Below are 17,380 nucleotides of genomic sequence, written 5' to 3'. Positions count from 1 at the left end.
AAGATACCATGGCAAAACAGTTACTGGGTAAGGAAGTCACCGCGTCTTTAAATGCAAAGCTGACCGAGCGCGCAGAAGCACTTAAGGCGAAAGGCATCATGCCGAAGCTGGCGATCGTCCGCTGCGGGGAGAACCCTTCTGACATCTCTTATGAAAAAGGTGCGATGAAGCGGGCCGAGACGATCGGGATCGAGACAGAGCGTCATCTTCTTCCGGAAGATGTGACGAAGGAAGCGCTGATCGCCAAGATCGAGGAACTGAACGCGGATGATTCTGTCCACGGCGTTCTTCTGTTCCGCCCGCTTCCGAAGCATCTGAAGGCGGACCAGGACGAGATCATCAACCACCTCGCCGCAGCGAAGGACGTGGACTGCATGACCGATCTCAGCAATGCCGGTGTCTATGAAGGGAAAGATCTCGGGTTCCCGCCGTGCACGCCTCAGGCCTGCATGGAGATCCTCGACTACTACGGCTATGATCTGAAGGGAAAGAACGTCTGTGTGATCGGACGGTCCCTCGTGGTCGGCAAGCCGGCGGCGATGATGCTGATGAAGAAAAATGCAACCGTCACCGTCTGCCATACGAAGACAGTCGACGTCCCTTCGATCGCGAGAAAAGCAGACATCATTGTGACTTCAGCGGGTGTACTCGGAAGCTTAACGAAAGACTATGTCGCTCCCGGCCAGACCGTCATCGACGTCTCAATCAACTGGGACCCGAAGAAGAAGGATGGCAAGGGCGGTATCGCAGGCGACGCCGTGTTCGATGAAGTCGAGCCGATCGTGGACGCCATCACACCGGTTCCCGGTGGTGTCGGTTCCGTGACGACTTCCGTCCTGATCGGGCATGTGATCAGCGCCGCGGAAAGGACCTGTTCATGAATTTATTTACAGCGGCGGAAGCAACTGCCAATTATTCCAGTGCAGGAAAGAAGAAGACGGAACTTCCATTCGGAAAAATGTTCGTGCTGGCGATCCTGGCCGGCTTTGAGATTGGAGTACCGGCGGCTGTCACACAGATGGCAAGCTACGCGCAGACCAATAACTCGGTGATCCGGATGATCTCCGGAATCCTGTTCGCGTTCGGTCTCGGTATGGTCGTCATCACCGGATCCGAACTCTTTACGGGAAATACACTGATCAGCATCAGCGTGCTGGATAAGAAAGCCACGGTCGGCGGGCTCCTCCGCAACTGGATTGTCGTCTATATCGGCAACTTCGTCGGTTCGATGGTCTTCTCGCTCCTCTGTGCGGAATTCGGATGGGAGAACGCCGGTGACGGTGCTCTCGCGGACTTCTGCATGAAGGTCGCGCAGGCGAAGATGACGATGCCGTTCCAGAATGCATTTGTCATGGGCATCCTCTGCAACATGCTCGTGACGCTCGGCGTCTTCATCTCGCTGCAGGGCCAGGACGGCGTGTCCCGCTTCATGGGCGCCTGGGTGCCGGTGATGTTCTTCGTGGTCTGCGGCTTCAACCACAGCATCGCGGACATGACATACTGCATGCTCGGTCTCTTCGCGAAGGGCCAGTTCCCGGACCTTGCGGCGAAGTACCCGAACCTGACATGGGGCCGTTATTTCGCGGGCAACATGCTGCCGGTGACGCTCGGCAATATCGTCGGCGGTGTTTTCATCGGGTGGCTCCTCTGGTACTGCTGGCTCAGGAAGCCGGCGAAGGCGAATTGATAGTTTGAACAACAGGGGATCATAAAGGCGGTGCCGGACATCCGGCACCGCCTTTATTTCGATGAAGATATGTTTTACACCATCTCATGTTCAGCCGAAGAAAACTCAGGCCATGATCTCATGCGCTCCGTCACCCGGCTCCGCGATGTAGAACTCGGCTGTGACATCGTACGCTTTCTTGTAGCGGTCAGAGAGCGTGCTGCGGAACGCATCGATCGCGTCATTCCGAACGATGCTGACTGTGCAGCCGCCGAAGCCGCCGCCCGTGATCCGGGAGCCGATGACGCCCGGGATCTTCCAGGCCTCGTGAACGAGGAAGTCCACCTCCGGACAGGAAACCTCGTAATCCTTCTCGAGAGAAGTGTGAGACGCGTTCATCAGAAGGCCGAAGGTGTCAGTCCGGCCTGCGCGGAGCGCCTCGTATGCCTCCGCGGTACGGGCGTTCTCCGTCACCGCGTGTCTTGCTCTGCGGACGAGCACTTCATCGGAAAGGCAGCCCTTCAGCTTTTCGAATTCTTCCGGAGTGAGCTCACCCAGCGTCTTCAGCGGGCGCACGCGGCTGATCTCGGAGACGGCCTTCTCGCACTCGGCGCGCCGCGTGTTGTACTCGGAGGAGGCGAGCTGATGCTTGACCTCGCTGTTGGTGATGACGATCTTCGCGTCCGGAAGCGTCAGCGGCGCATACTCGAAATCAAGGGTGGCGGCGTCCAGATAGATCGCGTGGTCCTTCTTCCCCATCGCCGAGGCGAACTGGTCCATGATGCCGCAGTTCATGCCGACGAACTGGTTTTCCGCCTTCTGTCCAAGCAGGGCGAGATCGGTCTGGGAGACATCCTGAAAAACGTAGAGCTCCCGGAGCAGGATCCCGGTGAGCACTTCCAGCGAAGCCGAGGAAGAGAGTCCCGCGCCGGCCGGGATGTTGCCGAAGTAGAGGACGTCGAGGCCCTCCGGAAGCGGATGACCAGCCTCGGCGAAGGCCCAGATCACGCCTTTCGGGTAGTTGGTCCAGTCCGCCTCCTTCTCGTAACGGAGACCGTCGAGCGGACTTTCGAAGATCCGGCCGTCCCCGATATTGAGAGATGCGAGACGGATGAGCCGGTCGCTGCGCTTTCTTGCGAGAGCGTAGGTGCCGAAGCTGAGGGCGCAGGGGAAGACATGCCCGCCGTTGTAGTCGGTATGCTCGCCGATCAGGTTGACGCGGCCGGGGGCAAAGAAGGCACGCGCGCCGTCGCCGCCGAAGAGCTCGCTGAAGGATGCTTTCATATCGCGGAGAATCTGATTCTCATCTGCTGTCTGGGCAGGAATATGTGCCATTTCGTACTCCTTTCGAAATTCCGTATCGCGTTGTTCAGTTCGTGCCGACGGCGCGGAGGAAGGCATCGAAGCCGCTGCGGCCCGTCTCGTCGTCCTTGTAGACGCCGCAGTGCTCGAGCACCTTTGAGAAGACGAGGCCGATCTCGTTCTGCAGCACTTCGTCCCAGTCGGCGCGGAGACGTTCGGGGCCGCCCTTGTATGAGAGGACCGCATCCGGCGCGAACTCCGGGTGACGGGCCAGAATCTCTTTTGTCCAGGGAGCGTGCGGCGCGAGTGAGGGCACCTGATCCACGTCCCGGCCGGAAAGAACGGCCCGGCTCAGCTCCTCCATCTCGGTCTTCAGCCGCGAGGGAAGGACGGCAAGTCCCATCACTTCGATGAGCCCGATGTTCTCCTTCTTGATGTGGTGAAGCTCCGCGTGAGGATGGAAAATGCCCAGCGGATGTTCCGCGGTCGTCCGGTTGTTCCGTAGGACGAGATCCAGCTCGAAGGAACGGCCGCGGCGGCGCGCGATCGGCGTGATGGTGTTATGAGGCGTGCCGTCCGTTTCGGAGAGGATATCGCAGGCCGGATCGCTGTATGTGCGCCAGACCGTGAGAATCCGGTCCGCCAGCTCCGTGATCCGCTCCGGGTCGTCGCCGTCCAGCCGGATCACGCTCATCGGCCAGTTGACGATGCCCGCCCGGATGTCCTCGAAACCGGGGAAGGTCACCGGACGCCGGATGTCCGCCTTCGCCATCGCGAATGTGTAGCGGCCGCCCTGGAAATGCTCGTGGGTGAGAATCGAGCCGCCGACGATCGGCAGATCGGCGTTGGAACCGATCGTGTAGTGCGGGAAGCGCCCGATGAACTCCAGCAGGCGGACGAACGTCCCGCGGCTGATCTTCATCGGCTCATGCTTCGCAGAAAGGACAATGCAGTGCTCGTTGTAGTAGACATAGGGAGAGTACTGCATGTACCATTTCTCACCGCCCAGTGTCATCGGGATCAGGCGGATCGTCTCACGGGCCGGATGGTCCATCCGGCCCGCGTAGCCTTCATTCTCGGGGCAGAGCAGGCACTTCGGATAGGAGTCCTGCTTCTTTTTGAGCGCGGCAGCGATCGCCTTGGGGTCCTTCTCCGGCTTCGAGAGATTGATGGTGATATCGAGATCGCCATAGCGGGTCGGCGTGACCCATTTGACGTCCTTTGCGATCCGGTAGCGGCGGATGTAGTCGCTGTCGCCGGCCAGCTTGTAGAAATAGTCCGTAGCCAGAACCGGATCTTCCTTTTCCAACGCGGTGAAACGGCGGATCACCTCGCTGGGTCTCGGCGTGAGCACGCCCATGATGCGCGTGTCGAAGAGATCCCGGCTCGCGATGCCGTCCTCGATGCGTCCCCGCTTCACTGCGTCGTCGAGAAGAAATCCGAGGATTTCCTCGAGCGGGAGGTCCGCCCCTCCCTCCGGCGAAAAAGCGTAGGACGGTTCGACACCCAGCACATCGAAGACGCCGTTGGCGGCGTAACGCGCGTCCGACGCTTCGATCAGCTCGGTCCGGATGCCATATCTGATCAGCGACTGTACTGCTTCCTCTACGGTCATACCCTGCCTCCTTCATTTGACCGGTCACGGTTCCATCTGAGTTCATTATGACGGAAGAGCCCCCCGGTGAAAATGGATATTCGTTGAATGGATATGTAAGTTTGTTGCATGAGACGGAGCGGAGGGTTATACTGTCGCAGAGGAGGACAGACGGCCCCGTATTGAGGGGTCATGCAGCCGCGGGATGGAAGAACGCTACAAATTCAGCAACAAGGTGAAGGACCGGGCGATGATGTCGCTCATGGTCGTCAATGTCGGACGGCAGCGGTGCGCGCCTCTGTACACATGGGGCCCCGGGGTCAGGGATCACTTTCTGATTCACTACATCAGCAGGGGACGGGGACGCTACTCTTTCGCCGGACGGACGGAGGAGCTCTGCGCGGGCGATGTCTTTCTGGCGTATCCGGACACGGAGATCAGCTATCAGGCCGACGCGGAGGACCCGTGGACGTACGAGTGGGTGGGATTCACCGGACTCGACGCGCCGCTGCTCGTGGACGCGACGGATTTCACGCCGGAGCAGCGGGTGCTGCGCGGCCTTTCCTGCGGGGAGGAGCTGGCGAAGCATCTCCGGCGGATCAACAGCGCGTTCGGCAATTCCTTCGAAAACGCCGCGAGGATGACGGGCGAGCTCTATCTGACGCTGTCGATCCTGATCAGCAGCGCTTCCGCCGACCATCTTCCGCGCACCGGGGCGGAGGAAACGGTGGAACGGGCTGTGGATTATATCGACACGCGCTATTCTTATCCGATGACGGTAGAGATGATCGCTTCCTACGCCGGCGTGAGCCGGAGCACGCTGTTCCGCGCATTCTCGTCGGTCGCGGGCGTTTCTCCGAAGGAGTATCTCGACCGGTACCGGATGCGGCGGGCGGCGGAGCTTTTGAGGAGCTCGTCTCTTACAGTGGCGTCGATCGCCTCCTCCGTGGGGTACGACAACGGACTGTATTTCTCGAAATCGTTTCACCGGATCATGGGCGAGACGCCGTCCGGCTACCGTGAGGCGCACCGCCGCCGGAAGCGGGAGCAGGAAGGATCATTCCGGGAGGCGGAGAGAGAGGATGAGCGGCGGACCGGCGGAGACGAAGCAGGACCGGCCGGGGCACACGAGAGCACGATGCGTCGGGAGGGAGAGGCGGCGGCCCGTCCGGAGGAGAAAGAAACGCGCCGGACTGGGAGGTCGGATCAGAATGGGCGTTATCTATGAGTTCAGGGGAGATCCGGCAGGCGGGGAGACGTTCGCCGAAGCTGTCAGAGCGGAGAAGGCGGTCGGAAGGCTCGCGCTTCCGCCTGAGGTGGAGGGGCATCCGCTGAGAAGAATCGGCGCGCATGCATTTTCCGATCAGACGGATCTCCTCGAAATCGAGATTCCGGATACCGTCCGGGAGATCCGGAGCTATGCCTTCTACGGCTGTGAACGCCTGAGGAGGATTCGCTTATCCGACTCGGTGTCGGATCTGTACGACGGCGTGATCCGTCTGTGCCCGTCGCTCCGGGAGATTGAGATCGACCTGAGGCGGGGCGGATACCGTCTGGTTGAGGACCTTCTGGGGGATACGGACGCCTGCCTCCGCCTGCTGCTTCACGGGCCGGACGGCGACGCCTGCCTCGTCTTTCCGTCTTACGCCGATGAGGCGAGGGAGGATCCGTGGGCCCGGGCGATCCACATCTCCATCGTCGGATGCGGCTACCGGTACCGGCAGTGCGTGTCGCGGAAGGGCATCGATTACCGGGAATATGACCGTCTCTTTTCGTGGGCGGCCCAGCGCTACTCGGATCCGGCGGCCGAGACCGCGCTCGCGCGTCTCCGCTATCCATTCCGTCTGGACGCCTCCGCCGGCGAAGCGTACCGGTCCTGGCTGGGCGCGCACTGGAAGGAAACGGCGCTCATGCTGCTGGACCGGACGGATACGGAGGGACTGGCGGTTCTTCTTGACGCGGCGCACCCGGACAGGGACGGTCTGGATGCGGCGCTCCGGAAAGCCTCGGAAAACGGGAACACGGAGGCCGGCGCGCTGCTGATGAGCGCGTCCGGCGGCCGGGACAGACGGGAACCGGAAACGTTTACGCTCTGAAGGGAGAGAAGACCGCGTGAAAAGCAGGACGGAACTGGAGGCGGCCGGAGAGGCGCTGCTTGACGAGACCCGGACGGAGCTCTTTGTGAGCATGCCCTTCCTCGGACCGGCGATGGGCGTGCTCACGCACCGGATGGATCTGACGACGAGGCTCATCGGAACGGACGGCGAGACGGTACGCTATTCGCCCGCGGGGCTCATACAGGTGTACCGCCGTCATCCCTACGTGCTCACCCGGATCTATCTGCACCTGCTCCTGCACTGTCTGTTCCGTCATGTATTCTCCGCGGAGGAGTATGCGGACGGGGAGGTCTGGGATCTCTCCGCCGACATCGCCGCCGAGCATGTCATCGACGGGATGGACAATCCGGCGGTGAACCGGACGGCGTCGGACTTCCGGGCATCCTGTTACCGGAAGCTTGAGGAGGAGGTCCGGGTGCTGACGGCGGAGCGGCTCTGCTCGTATTTTCTCCGGCATCCGCTGTCGTACGAGGAGCTCACGCGCATGCGGAAGGAATTCGCGGCGGACGATCATGTGTTCTGGAGGATGCCGAAGCGTGAGAGGGAGCGGCGGACAGGGAGCGGACAGGAAGCGCTGAATAGGCTTTCGGACGAATGGAGGAGAACTGCGAAGTGTGTCAGCGCTTCTCTCCGCGGGGAAGGAAGAAAGGCGGGGAAGGGAACCGGCTCGCTTGACGTCATGCTCCGGGCGGACAGCGCCGGCCGGACGGACTTCCGCGCGCTGCTGCGGAAATTTGCCGTGGTCCGCGAGGAGATGCGTGTGGATCCGGATTCCTTCGATTACGGCTTCTACTGGTACGGTCTTCAGCGCTACGGCAATCTTCCGCTGATCGAGGAAAATGAATTTGCGGAGGCGAAGCGGGTGGAGGAACTGGTGATCGCCATCGATACCTCCGCCTCCTGCGACCGCGGCGCGGTCCGCGCCTTTCTCGGGCAGACGGCGGCGGTCCTCGCAAGGCAGGAAAGCTTTTTCAGGCGTGTGCGGATCCACATCATGACCTGCGATACCGAGGTGCGGGATGATGTCGTGCTCACGAAGGCGGAGGAGATGACGCGGTACGCGGAGGGCTTTCATGCCGCGGGAGGGGGCGGAACGGATTTTCGTCCTGTCTTTGCCCGTGTGAATGAGATGATCCGGAAGGGAGAGCTGAGGAGTCTTAAGGGACTTCTTTATTTTACGGACGGATTCGGCGTGTACCCGAAACGGCCGACGCCGTATACGACCGCCTTCGTCTTTCGGGAGGGCTGCCCCTGCGATACGGAGGCGGTGCCGGCGTGGGCGCTGACACTGTACATGAGGGCGTGAGGCGGCCTCTGATCCGGGCCGCGTCATCACATACGGAGGATGAGGATGAATATCAGACAGGCGAAGCAGACGGTGATCGATACCGTCGAGGCATATCTTGCGAAGGACGAGACGGGAAGCTTTCTGATTCCGGTTCCGCGGCAGCGGCCGCTTCTTCTGATCGGACCGCCCGGGATCGGGAAGACCGCGATTATGGAGCAGGTGGCGGAGGAGCTGGGGATCAATCTGGTATCCTACACGATCACCCATCACACCCGTCAGAGCGCGATCGGCCTCCCCAGCATTTCCCGGAAGACGTACGGCGGGACGGAGTACCAGGTGACGGAATATACGATGAGCGAGATCATCGCGTCGGTTTACGACCAGATCGAGCGCACCGGCATACACGAGGGAATTCTCTTTCTTGACGAGATCAACTGTGTCTCCGAGACACTGGCGCCGACGATGCTGCAGTTCCTCCAGTACAAAACCTTCGGCACGCACCGGGTGCCGGATGGCTTCGTGATCGTGACCGCGGGCAATCCGCCGGAGTACAACCGGTCGGTGCGGGATCTCGATATCGTGACGCTCGACCGGGTGAAGCGGATCGACATCACGGCGGATCTCGGCGTCTGGAAGGAATACGCGAGAAAGGCGGGCGTCCACGGCTCGATCCTTTCCTATCTCGGGATCCGGAAGGAACACTTTTATTCGGTGAAGCAGGACCTGGACGGGGTCCGTTTCGTGACGGCCCGCGGATGGGAGGATCTCTCGCGGATCATCACGGTTTACGAGAAGCTCGGCAAGAAGGCGGACGAGGCGCTGGCTGCGCAGTATCTGGAGGATCCCGAGATCGCGGCGGATTTTGCGGTCTACTACGAGCTCTACTGCCGGTACAGCCGCGTCTTCCGGATTGACGGGATTCTGGACGGGACCTGTACGAAGGGAACGGAGGAGCTCGCGAGGGCGCCGTTTGACGAGAAGCTCAGCCTGATCGGACTTCTCACGAACCGTCTGGACGGAGAATTCCGGCGATACGGAGAGCAGAAAGAGCTGCAGCGGGCGCTGGCGGATATTCTGAAACGGGTGATCGCCGGCGGCTCGCTTAAGGAGGAGCGGGATAAGCTGGAGAAGCGGCTGGCCGGCGGGACAGCCGCAGGTCTGATCGGCGAGAATGCCGCCCGGACCGGACGCCGGACGGTGCAGGCGCTGAAGGAACTGGAGACGGTTCTGGCGCAGCCGGATGCGGAACCGTCGGGCGCCGTGAAGGCGTGGTTCGCAGCCCGTGAGCAGCGGAGGATGGAAGAGATCCGGCGGACCGGGGCGCATCTGACGCGGGCTTTTGCTTTTCTGGCGGAGACATTCGGGGAGGGACAGGAGATGGTGCTGTTCCTGACGGAGCTTTCCGGCGGCTACGACGCGCTCAGGTTCATCAGCGAATGCGGAAACGAGGCCTATGACAAATACAACCGGCTGCTGCTTCTCCGTGACCGCCGCAGGGAGCTGGATGAGAGGCTGAAGACAATTGATCTCAGCGATGAGCAGCAGGACAGCGGCTGCATTTTCGGAAAGATTCGGGATGACGGAGCACACCGTTTGGATGTAGAATAAGAAGACACAATCGGAAGATGTCTGACGGCGCGGTCCGGCCGCTGCCGGGAGAAGGCTTCCGATGAAGCGGGCGAGGGAGGAAAATTGAAATGAAATCGTATGCATTTGGCGTGGATCTCGGGGGAACGACGGTGAAGATCGGACTTTTCCGGACGGACGGAGAGCTGGTTTACCGGCATGAAATTCCGACCCGGAAGGAGAAGGACGGCGCGTATATCCTCGGCGACATCGCGAAGGCGGTGAAGAAGGATCTCGCGGACCGGAAGATCAGCCCGGACGAACTGGAAGGCATCGGGATCGATATTCCGGGCCCGGTGATTCATGACTCCATCGTCAACCGTGCGGTGAACCTCGGCTGGGGCGTCGTCGATGTGGCGGAGGAGCTGAAGAAGCTGACCGGCGTCGAAAAGATCTGTGTCGGCAATGACGCCAATGTCGCCGCGCTCGGCGAGATGTGGAAGGGCGGCGGCAAAGGGCATAAAAACGTCGTTATGGTCACGCTGGGGACCGGGGTAGGCGGCGGCATCATCCTGAACGGAAAGATTCTTCCCGGCGTCTTCGGGGCGGCGGGCGAGATCGGCCACATCCAGGTCAATCCGGATGAGACGCTGATCTGCGGCTGCGGGAAGAACGGTCATCTTGAACAGTACGCGTCGGCAACCGGGATCGCCCGTGTCGCGAAGGAGATGCTGGCGCAGTCCGAAGAGCCCTCCTCTCTCCGCGGCATCGCGTCTCCATCGGCAAGGGACGTCTTCGACGCGGCCAAGGCCGGCGATTTCGTCGCGCTTGAAATCGTGAATCATGTCTGCCGGATCCTCGGCCGGGCGCTGGCAATGATCTCCTGCGTGGTGGATCCCGAAATCTTCGTTATCGGAGGAGGCGTCTCCAAGGCGGGCAGCATCCTCACCGACACCGTGCGGAAGTATTATGTTGAGGCAGCGTTCCACGCCAGCGAGGGCACGAAGATCGCGCTGGCCGAGCTGGGAAATGACGCGGGCATGTACGGCGCCGTGAAGATGGTGCTCGGCTGACGATGATTGACAGAGAGGACATGCTTGAGCTTACGCGTCGGATGACTCCGACGCGTACTTGCTTTACCCGGATCGCCGGCGCGTATATGACGGCGGAAGGAGAGATCGACAACACGTTCAATGTGAACTTCCTGAATCTGAGCGGAGGAGACAAGGCGAAGAACCTGAAGCTCGCGAAGACGGTGCCGTTTGCCCGTACCAACGAGCAGCTCCGCGAGCGCCGCTTCCCGGAGGAGGCCGGAAAAGGCAGCGGCTTCTGGCGCCTTCTCCGCGGAATCCACAGCTGCGGGCTGAAGAACGATCTTCTGATGGAAGCGCTGTACGAGCAGATCGGCCTTTCCTATGTATCGCCGTCGGACTACGCGGTGGCGGTTTTTCACGGTGTCTATGACGTTCCGATGAAGGCGTCGGACAAGGGGTATCTCTATGAGTCCGAGGAAGTGTACGATTTCATCATCTGCACGGTTTCGCCGACGCTTCCGGACTACGAGATCGGGCGGCCGGACTTCGGGTTTCTGTTCCCGGCCTTCTCCTTCAGGAGCGGCGACGAGGGCGCGATCGACCTGTATACCCGGGCTCCGGAGACGGCGCAGCCGGCGCTGGTCCGGCGGATCCTCGGGGGCGGCTGAGCATGCAGCCGCGGGCCGGAGTGCGCTCGGAGAGAAGAGAGCATGCAGCTGCGGGCCGGAGGGTGCCCGGGAAGAGACGGAACATGAAGTCAATGGCTGCGCGGCGGGACGGGAACAGCCCGCTGAGAACGGATTGAAAGAGAGAAAGACATGATCGAGATACAGGAAATCCGGATTCCCTGCGGCGCGGGACGGGAAGCGCTGGAGAAAAAGCTGAGGCGGCTTCTCCGTCTCGGGAGGGACGAGCCGTTCACCTGGCGTATCGCGCGGCACGGCATCGACGCGAGAAAGAGACCGCAGCTGATGGACGTCTACACAGTCGAGGTTTCGCTTCAGGGAAAGAGCGCGGAGCAGGAGAGGAAGCGGGCCGAACGGGCGGGAGAGAAACAGATCCGCTGGAAAGAGCCGGTCCGGTATTCGTTCCCGTCTCCGGCGCCGGACGCGCCCGTTCTCCGTCACCGGCCGGTCGTGATCGGTACGGGACCGGCCGGACTGTTCTGCGCGCTGAAGCTCGCGGAGCAGGGGTACCGGCCGCTGGTTCTGGAGCGGGGCGCGGAGATGACCGAGCGGACGGAGCGGGTTGAACGGTTCTGGAGAACCGGCGAACTCGATCCCTCCGCCAACATCCAGTTCGGGGAGGGCGGCGCCGGCACTTACTCCGACGGGAAGCTGACCACCAACGTGAAAGACCGCTTTGGCCGGAACGCGGAGGTGCTCCGGATCTTTATCACGGCCGGCGCTCCGGAGGAGATCGCGTATGAGTCCCATCCGCATATCGGAACGGACCGTCTCCGGGACGTGGTGCGGGCGATCCGGAACGAGATCATCCGGCTGGGCGGAGAGGTCCGCTTCCGCACCCGGATGACCGATCTTATCATCCGGGACGGCGCGCTGACCGGTATTCTGGAGCAGCCTTCGGACGGCGGCGCACCCTGTCGACTGGAGACGGAGGTATGCGTGCTGGCGCCGGGACACAGTGCCCGGGATACCATCCGGATGCTGTACGGACGGCAGGCGGACATCACGCGGAAGGATTTCGCGGTCGGCTTGCGGGTTTCGCATCCCCAGAAGATGATCGACGAGCGCGCCTACGGCATCGGCGCTCCGGAGGAGAGGGCGCGCCTCGGCCTTCCGGCCGCCAGCTACAAGCTGGTGACCCGCGCCGCCTCGGGCCGCGGCGTCTACAGCTTCTGCATGTGCCCGGGCGGGTATATCGTCGACGCATCCTCCGAACCGGGCGGACTGGCCGTGAACGGGATGAGCGACTACGCGCGGGACTCCGCCCGGGCCAACAGCGCCATCGTGATGACGGTCGGAGCGGAGACGGTTGGAGGAGACGGCCCGCTGGACGGCCTGCATTTTCAGGAAAGGCTCGAGAGACGCGCCGCGTCTCTCGCGGCCGGACGGATTCCGGTCGAGCGCTTCACCGAATTTGAGCGTGCGTTCCGTGATCCGTTCTCAGCGGACACGGAGGTCCGTCCCCTGACGGCGGAAGAGACGGAGGCGCTCTGCCTTAAGGGAAGAAGCGCGCGGGCTCCGCTGCATGCGCTGCTGCCGGAGACGCTGACCGCGGATTTCATCGAGGGTATGCATACGTTCGAGCGGAAAATTCCCGGGTTTGCCGGGCCGGAGGCGCTGGTCGCGGGACTCGAGAGCCGCACATCCTCGCCGGTGCGGATCACGCGGGACGAAAGCTTCCAGTCGAACATCCGCGGGCTCTACCCCTGCGGGGAGGGAGCCGGGTATGCCGGCGGCATCATGTCGGCGGCCATCGACGGCATCAGAACGGCGGAGGCGGTGGCCCGGCGGTACCGTCCGGACGCGGGAACAGATGAAGCAAACGGACCACAGTAAAGGAAGGAGCAGATAAAATGCCTGAACAGGCCCCTCTGAAAACCCACCACATGACATACCACTGGCACCGCATGGTCGAATCGAAGAGCGATACCCCGATCCGGAAGGCGGAGCTGCATGACAAGGCGCTGCTGATCGGACGCGTGGGTCTGATGATGCTGTCCGTCGGGACCGGCGCCTACCGCGTGCGGGAGTCGATGGATATCCTTTCCCGTGAGCTCGGCGTCACCTGCTCGGCGGATATCGGCCTTGTCTCGCTTGAGTGCACCATCTATCAGGGAGAGCACGCGGTGACGCAGGCGCTGTCCCTGAAATCCACCGGCATCAACACGGACAAGCTGATGGAGCTGCAGAAATTCGTCCGCGCGTTTCCGGAGATGGCGGATACGATGACGGCGGATGAGCTTCACCGGAAGCTGGACGTCATCCGGGACCGCCCGGGTCATTATTCCCCGGCTCGGCTCGGCTGCGCGGCGGGACTCGCCTGCTTCGGGTTCACCTTTCTTCTGGGCGGCGGTCTGGTGGAGATGATCTGCACGCTGCTGGGCGCGGGCGCCGGAAACGCCATCAAGTCGTATATGGTGAAGCGGAAGCTCACGCTGCTCGCGGGCACGATCGTCGGCGTCGCGGCGGCCTGTCTCGTCTATGTGCTGTCGGTCCAGTTCGGGGAACGCTTCCTCGGCGTCTCGCCGGAGCATGAGGCCGGCTATATCTGCGCGATGCTCTTCATCATCCCGGGATTCCCGCTGATCACCGGAGGAATCGATCTTGCGAAGCTGGATATGCGGTCCGGGCTGGAGAGGATGTCCTACGCCGTGCTGATCATTCTGGTGGCGACGGCGACCGGATGGGTGACGGCGGCTGCGCTCAGCTTCCGGCCCGCGGATTTCATCCCCCAGGATCTCTGGTATCCGCAGCAGGTGCTGCTCCGGCTTCTGATGAGCTTCTTCGGCGTCTACGGCTTCTCTCTGATGTACAACAGCCCCCGGAAGATGGCCGCCACCGCCGGTCTCATCGGCGCCGTTTCGAACACCGTCCGGCTGTCGCTCGTCAGTTATCTCGGGATGGCCGGAGGCGAGGCGGCCTTCATCGGCGCGCTGCTTTCCGGCCTGCTGGCCTCCGCGGTCAGAAAAAAGTCGGGCTATCCGAGAATCTCCCTCACCGTGCCGTCCATTGTGATCATGGTGCCGGGTATGTATATGTACAGGAGCCTTTATAATCTGGGCGTGAATAATGTGACGGAAGCGGCGCACTGGATGTCCGGCGCCTTCATCATTGTGCTGGCGCTGCCGCTCGGGCTGGTGGCCGCGCGGATTCTGACGGACCGGAGCTTCCGGCATGTGATTTGAGAGGAGCAGGATGAGAACATATCTGTTTCTGGGCGACAGCGTGACGGACAGCAGCCGGAACTGGGATGAGGAAGGTCTTGGGGAAGGGTATGTGCGGAAAATCGCGGAGACGCTTCATTACGGATCCGGGGAGCTGCGCGTCGTCAACGCAGGAACCGACGGCTATACGCTGGAGGACCTGCTGTCGGAGTGGGAGAAAACGGAGCGGACAATCAAAGAGGCGCCGGGCGGCGCCTCTTCCTGCTTCGTTTCGGTTCTGATCGGGATCAATGATGCGCTCGGCATCGCGTCTTCGGCGGAACGATCCGCGGATCCGGCGGATTTCACTTCAGAAAAAGAAGGCCGGACGGAACGTGTCCGGGATCTTCCGTCCGGCGGCGCAGCCGACCGGGCGGTCTGCCGCTTCAGCGAACGGTTTAGGGAACTTGCCGCCCGGATCCGCGCCGCCGGATGCGGCCGCGTGACCGTGATTGAGCCCTTCGCACTCGAGCCCGTGACGTTCGGCGGGGCGGAGGCGCCGGAATGTCTCCTCCCGGTTCTGGACCGGATCGCGTCGGCGGAGGAGAAAGCGGCCTCGGAGGCAGGCTTCGTCTTTGTCCCGACCCGTTCCGTCTTTCTCCGTCAGAGTCAGTGCTCCGGGGAGCCGCTGACGGTGGACGGCATTCATCCCACCGATGAGGGACACGAGCTGCTGGCGGAGCGGTTCCTCAAGACCATCCGCTTCAGCGGAACGGACCGGAGGCAGGGCGGTTTTATTCTCCCGCCTTATGAATGAAGCGGCTCACGTGCTTGTAGAGCAGGAAGGTGGCGGCGCTGACGAGCACCCCCTTCAGAAGATTGAACGGTACGTTGCACAGCAGCACGAGTCCGTTCAGGGACGTGACGGCCGGATTGACCTGCGTGCCCATCGCGACGATGGCGTCGACGGAGAGACCGAAGGCCTTTGCGTACGCGGGAATCAGAAAATAGAGATTCATCACCGCGCCGCAGACGGTCATGCAGGCCGTGCCGGCGGCCATCCCGGCCAGTGCGCGTCTTCTCGTCTTCCGGTTCTGGTAGATAAGACCGGCCGGCAGCAGCAGGGCGAAGCCGATGAGGAAATTCGCGAAATCTCCGACGAAGGCCGTGGACGTTCCCTTCAGAAGAAGATGAAGAAGAATCTTGACGAGCTCGATCAGCGTGCCGGCAACCGGGCCGAAGGCGAACGTGCCGATCAGAACGGGCACCTCACTGAAATCAAGCTGGTAGAAGCCGGGGAGAAAAGGCAGAGGAAACTCGAAATACATCAGGACCGCCGCGACGGCGCCGAAGACGCCGACAAATGCGACCTCCTTTGTGCGAAATGCACCCGTCTGACGGGTGTCCGGCCGGACCGGTCTTTCTGCTGTGTCTGTCATAGGAAAACCCTCCTTTTGATGTGGCGGCCAGCGCCGCGGTCTGAGGATTCATCGGTGCAGAACCTGAAAAAGAAAATCGGAGCCCCGGATGTCGTTCATCCGGGGCTCCGTACACGCCATGCATCTGATCTCCAAACACATACGCCATTCTTCTTTCATCCAGACTTTACTGTCGGTACCGGACTTTCACCGGTTCAGCACTTGCGTGGTCGCGGACTGTCACCGCCGGTAGGGAATCACACCCTGCCCCGAAGAATTCTGCTGACCTTATTATACACAGGAGGGAAGAGAATGCAAGCGGCATGTAAGGAAAGGTTTTTCATGTATCCGGATGTCAGGGGGACAAACCCGGCTTCTTTGTGGTAGACTGAGGAACGGTAAAGCCCGGCGGGACGCTGTCGCATGGCCGGGCAAAGAAGTCGGAGGGAGGACAGTCCGGAGATGAGGGAGATCCTGTCGAATCAGTATGTGGAAGCGCTGCTCTTCACAGCCGTGATGCTGCTGCTCCTCAAGATCAACGGGCGGGTGTTCCGTACGCTGAAAAAGAGGAGAAACAACTCCGCGATGGCCTTTCTGGAAGGCGTCATCCGCGCCCTGATCATCATCGCGATCGTGGTCCGGATTCTGAATCTGTGGAGCGGTTTCTCGAAATTCAGCAATCAGATCCTGATGTCATCCTCGCTGCTGATCGTCGTACTCGGGTTCGTCTTTCAGGAAGGACTGAGCAATATCGTGCACGGACTGATCCTGCTTGTCTTCAAGCCGTTTGAAATCGGCGACCGGGTCCGCGTGACGGTGAACGGAACGGAGCTGACGGGCTATGTCACGACCATCAATCTGAGAAGTACCGTGATCCGGAACCTCATCAATTCGGCCTCGCTCATCGTCCCCAACGCGGCGATGGATACGGCGGTCATCGAAAATGCCCATTACGCGGAGAATGCTTATACGACGGGACTCATCGACCTCTCCGTGACCTACGAATCGGATCTCGACCTGGCGGTCCGGACAGCGGCGGATGTGATCGCGGCGCATCCGGCGGTCCGGGCGGCGCGGGCGGACAGAGGGGAGAACGGGCCGGTGAGTGTCATTGTGAGGGATCTGGGCGAATCCGGCATCAGCCTCCGGTGCAGCGTGCTCACGCATACGCCTGAGGAGAATTATCAGGCCTGCTCCGATCTCCGGCTGGCGCTCTGGCGGCGGTTTCAGGAAGAAGACGGCCTTGAATTTGCCTACCCGCACATGCAGATTCTGGAAGAAACGGAAGCCGGACAGAAGAAGGAGGCGTGCGATGTCCTTTCTTCATAAGAATGAGAAAAAGAAATCCGCCGGGACGAAGGCATACGATCCGGAGAAAATGCAGCCCGCTATCCGGTGCAGCATCTGCACCGGGGAGCAGGTCGCCGGCTTTCTGAACAGGGAAAGCGGCCGGTTCCGCGAGGACCGGCTGGTACGGAATGAGACGGATATCGAATCGTTCCGCGCGGATTACGGAATCGACGGCGAAATTGTGAAAATTTACTGAACGGGCACCCCGGATTTACT

The 17,380-nt window shown here is 61.5% G+C and carries 16 protein-coding genes and 1 riboswitch; of the genes, 13 read left to right on the top strand and 3 right to left on the bottom strand.

Going from position 1 to position 17,380, the window contains the following annotated elements; all coding sequences use genetic code 11:
• Window positions 1–8 precede the first annotated feature (8 nt).
• Complete coding sequence (locus G4C92_RS03245; RefSeq protein WP_274941169.1) at window positions 9–881, top strand: bifunctional 5,10-methylenetetrahydrofolate dehydrogenase/5,10-methenyltetrahydrofolate cyclohydrolase; 873 nt, start codon at window positions 9–11, stop codon at window positions 879–881.
• Complete coding sequence (locus G4C92_RS03240; protein ID WP_274941168.1) at window positions 878–1,687, top strand: formate/nitrite transporter family protein; 810 nt, start codon at window positions 878–880, stop codon at window positions 1,685–1,687. The genes G4C92_RS03245 and G4C92_RS03240 overlap by 4 nt, the downstream gene beginning before the upstream one ends.
• A 105-nt stretch (window positions 1,688–1,792) precedes the next feature.
• On the opposite strand, the gene G4C92_RS03235 is transcribed toward G4C92_RS03240, so the two are convergent.
• Window positions 1,793–2,950: a galactokinase gene (locus G4C92_RS03235; RefSeq protein WP_274941950.1), complete on the bottom strand. Its 1,158-nt coding sequence runs from the start codon at window positions 2,948–2,950 to the stop codon at window positions 1,793–1,795.
• A gap of 85 nt (window positions 2,951–3,035) precedes the next feature.
• A complete protein-coding gene (locus G4C92_RS03230; protein WP_274941167.1) occupies window positions 3,036–4,583 on the bottom strand; it encodes a UDP-glucose--hexose-1-phosphate uridylyltransferase in 1,548 nt (515 codons plus the stop codon).
• A 184-nt stretch (window positions 4,584–4,767) separates the two neighbouring features.
• Here G4C92_RS03230 and G4C92_RS03225 point away from each other — a divergent pair, with 184 nt between their 5' ends.
• The 9 genes from G4C92_RS03225 to G4C92_RS03185 all read left to right on the top strand — a co-directional run bounded on the left by G4C92_RS03225 (window position 4,768) and on the right by G4C92_RS03185 (window position 15,213).
• Window positions 4,768–5,790, top strand: a complete 1,023-nt coding sequence (locus G4C92_RS03225) for an AraC family transcriptional regulator (RefSeq protein WP_274941166.1) — start codon at window positions 4,768–4,770, stop codon at window positions 5,788–5,790.
• Entirely contained in the window at window positions 5,774–6,658 is an 885-nt protein-coding gene (locus G4C92_RS03220; protein ID WP_274941165.1) for a leucine-rich repeat domain-containing protein, read from the top strand. The genes G4C92_RS03225 and G4C92_RS03220 overlap by 17 nt, the downstream gene beginning before the upstream one ends.
• Window positions 6,659–6,674: 16 nt before the next feature.
• Complete coding sequence (locus tag G4C92_RS03215) at window positions 6,675–7,985, top strand: vWA domain-containing protein (protein WP_274941164.1); 1,311 nt, start codon at window positions 6,675–6,677, stop codon at window positions 7,983–7,985.
• Window positions 7,986–8,030: 45 nt separating this feature from the next.
• Window positions 8,031–9,575 carry an AAA family ATPase gene (locus tag G4C92_RS03210; RefSeq protein ID WP_274941163.1) on the top strand — a complete coding sequence of 515 codons (1,545 nt, stop codon included), beginning with the start codon at window positions 8,031–8,033 and terminating at the stop codon, window positions 9,573–9,575.
• Between the two features lie 89 nt (window positions 9,576–9,664).
• Entirely contained in the window at window positions 9,665–10,606 is a 942-nt protein-coding gene (locus G4C92_RS03205) for an ROK family glucokinase (protein WP_274941162.1), read from the top strand.
• 2 nt (window positions 10,607–10,608) lie between these two features.
• The gene (locus G4C92_RS03200; RefSeq protein WP_274941161.1) at window positions 10,609–11,235 is read left to right on the top strand and encodes a DUF4317 family protein; all 627 of its coding nucleotides are present in this window, start codon (window positions 10,609–10,611) and stop codon (window positions 11,233–11,235) included.
• Window positions 11,236–11,385: 150 nt separating this feature from the next.
• Window positions 11,386–13,089: an NAD(P)/FAD-dependent oxidoreductase gene (locus tag G4C92_RS03195; protein ID WP_274941160.1), complete on the top strand. Its 1,704-nt coding sequence runs from the start codon at window positions 11,386–11,388 to the stop codon at window positions 13,087–13,089.
• 17 nt (window positions 13,090–13,106) lie between these two features.
• On the top strand, window positions 13,107–14,438 hold the full coding sequence (locus G4C92_RS03190; RefSeq protein ID WP_274941159.1) for a threonine/serine exporter family protein: 1,332 nt from the start codon (window positions 13,107–13,109) through the stop codon (window positions 14,436–14,438).
• Between the two features lie 10 nt (window positions 14,439–14,448).
• Window positions 14,449–15,213, top strand: coding sequence for an SGNH/GDSL hydrolase family protein (locus G4C92_RS03185; protein ID WP_274941158.1), 765 nt, complete (start codon window positions 14,449–14,451; stop codon window positions 15,211–15,213).
• Here G4C92_RS03185 and G4C92_RS03180 read toward each other — a convergent pair.
• Entirely contained in the window at window positions 15,191–15,835 is a 645-nt protein-coding gene (locus G4C92_RS03180) for an ECF transporter S component (RefSeq protein ID WP_274941157.1), read from the bottom strand. The two genes, G4C92_RS03185 and G4C92_RS03180, sit on opposite strands and share 23 nt — an antisense overlap.
• 143 nt (window positions 15,836–15,978) lie before the next feature.
• Window positions 15,979–16,095: riboswitch (FMN riboswitch) on the bottom strand.
• 181 nt (window positions 16,096–16,276) lie between these two features.
• Here G4C92_RS03180 and G4C92_RS03175 point away from each other — a divergent pair.
• Together G4C92_RS03175 and G4C92_RS03170 are read left to right on the top strand one after the other, a co-directional pair.
• Window positions 16,277–17,143 (top strand): mechanosensitive ion channel family protein, encoded by an 867-nt coding sequence (locus G4C92_RS03175; RefSeq protein WP_274941156.1) that lies wholly within the window; start codon window positions 16,277–16,279, stop codon window positions 17,141–17,143.
• Complete coding sequence (locus G4C92_RS03170; protein ID WP_274941155.1) at window positions 17,127–17,360, top strand: aspartate dehydrogenase; 234 nt, start codon at window positions 17,127–17,129, stop codon at window positions 17,358–17,360. The genes G4C92_RS03175 and G4C92_RS03170 overlap by 17 nt, the downstream gene beginning before the upstream one ends.
• Window positions 17,361–17,380: the final 20 nt, after the last annotated feature.

Origin of the sequence: Chordicoccus furentiruminis (genome assembly GCF_019355395.1) — a bacterium.
Lineage (GTDB): Bacteria > Bacillota > Clostridia > Lachnospirales > Lachnospiraceae > Chordicoccus > Chordicoccus furentiruminis.
This window is presented reverse-complemented; position numbering and strand designations above follow the sequence as displayed.

Bases quoted from the DNA above. Each gene is read 5' to 3' on its own strand.
- G4C92_RS03245 (WP_274941169.1), top strand. From the start codon at position 9: ATGGCAAAACAGTTACTGGGTAAGGAAGTCACCGCGTCTTTAAATGCA.
- G4C92_RS03240 (WP_274941168.1), top strand. From the start codon at position 878: ATGAATTTATTTACAGCGGCGGAAGCAACTGCCAATTATTCCAGTGCA.
- G4C92_RS03235 (WP_274941950.1), bottom strand. From the start codon at position 2,950: ATGAAAGCATCCTTCAGCGAGCTCTTCGGCGGCGACGGCGCGCGTGCC.
- G4C92_RS03230 (WP_274941167.1), bottom strand. From the start codon at position 4,583: ATGACCGTAGAGGAAGCAGTACAGTCGCTGATCAGATATGGCATCCGG.
- G4C92_RS03225 (WP_274941166.1), top strand. From the start codon at position 4,768: ATGGAAGAACGCTACAAATTCAGCAACAAGGTGAAGGACCGGGCGATG.
- G4C92_RS03220 (WP_274941165.1), top strand. From the start codon at position 5,774: ATGGGCGTTATCTATGAGTTCAGGGGAGATCCGGCAGGCGGGGAGACG.
- G4C92_RS03210 (WP_274941163.1), top strand. From the start codon at position 8,031: ATGAATATCAGACAGGCGAAGCAGACGGTGATCGATACCGTCGAGGCA.
- G4C92_RS03205 (WP_274941162.1), top strand. From the start codon at position 9,665: ATGAAATCGTATGCATTTGGCGTGGATCTCGGGGGAACGACGGTGAAG.
- G4C92_RS03200 (WP_274941161.1), top strand. From the start codon at position 10,609: ATGATTGACAGAGAGGACATGCTTGAGCTTACGCGTCGGATGACTCCG.
- G4C92_RS03195 (WP_274941160.1), top strand. From the start codon at position 11,386: ATGATCGAGATACAGGAAATCCGGATTCCCTGCGGCGCGGGACGGGAA.
- G4C92_RS03190 (WP_274941159.1), top strand. From the start codon at position 13,107: ATGCCTGAACAGGCCCCTCTGAAAACCCACCACATGACATACCACTGG.
- G4C92_RS03185 (WP_274941158.1), top strand. From the start codon at position 14,449: ATGAGAACATATCTGTTTCTGGGCGACAGCGTGACGGACAGCAGCCGG.
- G4C92_RS03180 (WP_274941157.1), bottom strand. From the start codon at position 15,835: ATGACAGACACAGCAGAAAGACCGGTCCGGCCGGACACCCGTCAGACG.
- G4C92_RS03175 (WP_274941156.1), top strand. From the start codon at position 16,277: ATGAGGGAGATCCTGTCGAATCAGTATGTGGAAGCGCTGCTCTTCACA.
- G4C92_RS03170 (WP_274941155.1), top strand. From the start codon at position 17,127: ATGTCCTTTCTTCATAAGAATGAGAAAAAGAAATCCGCCGGGACGAAG.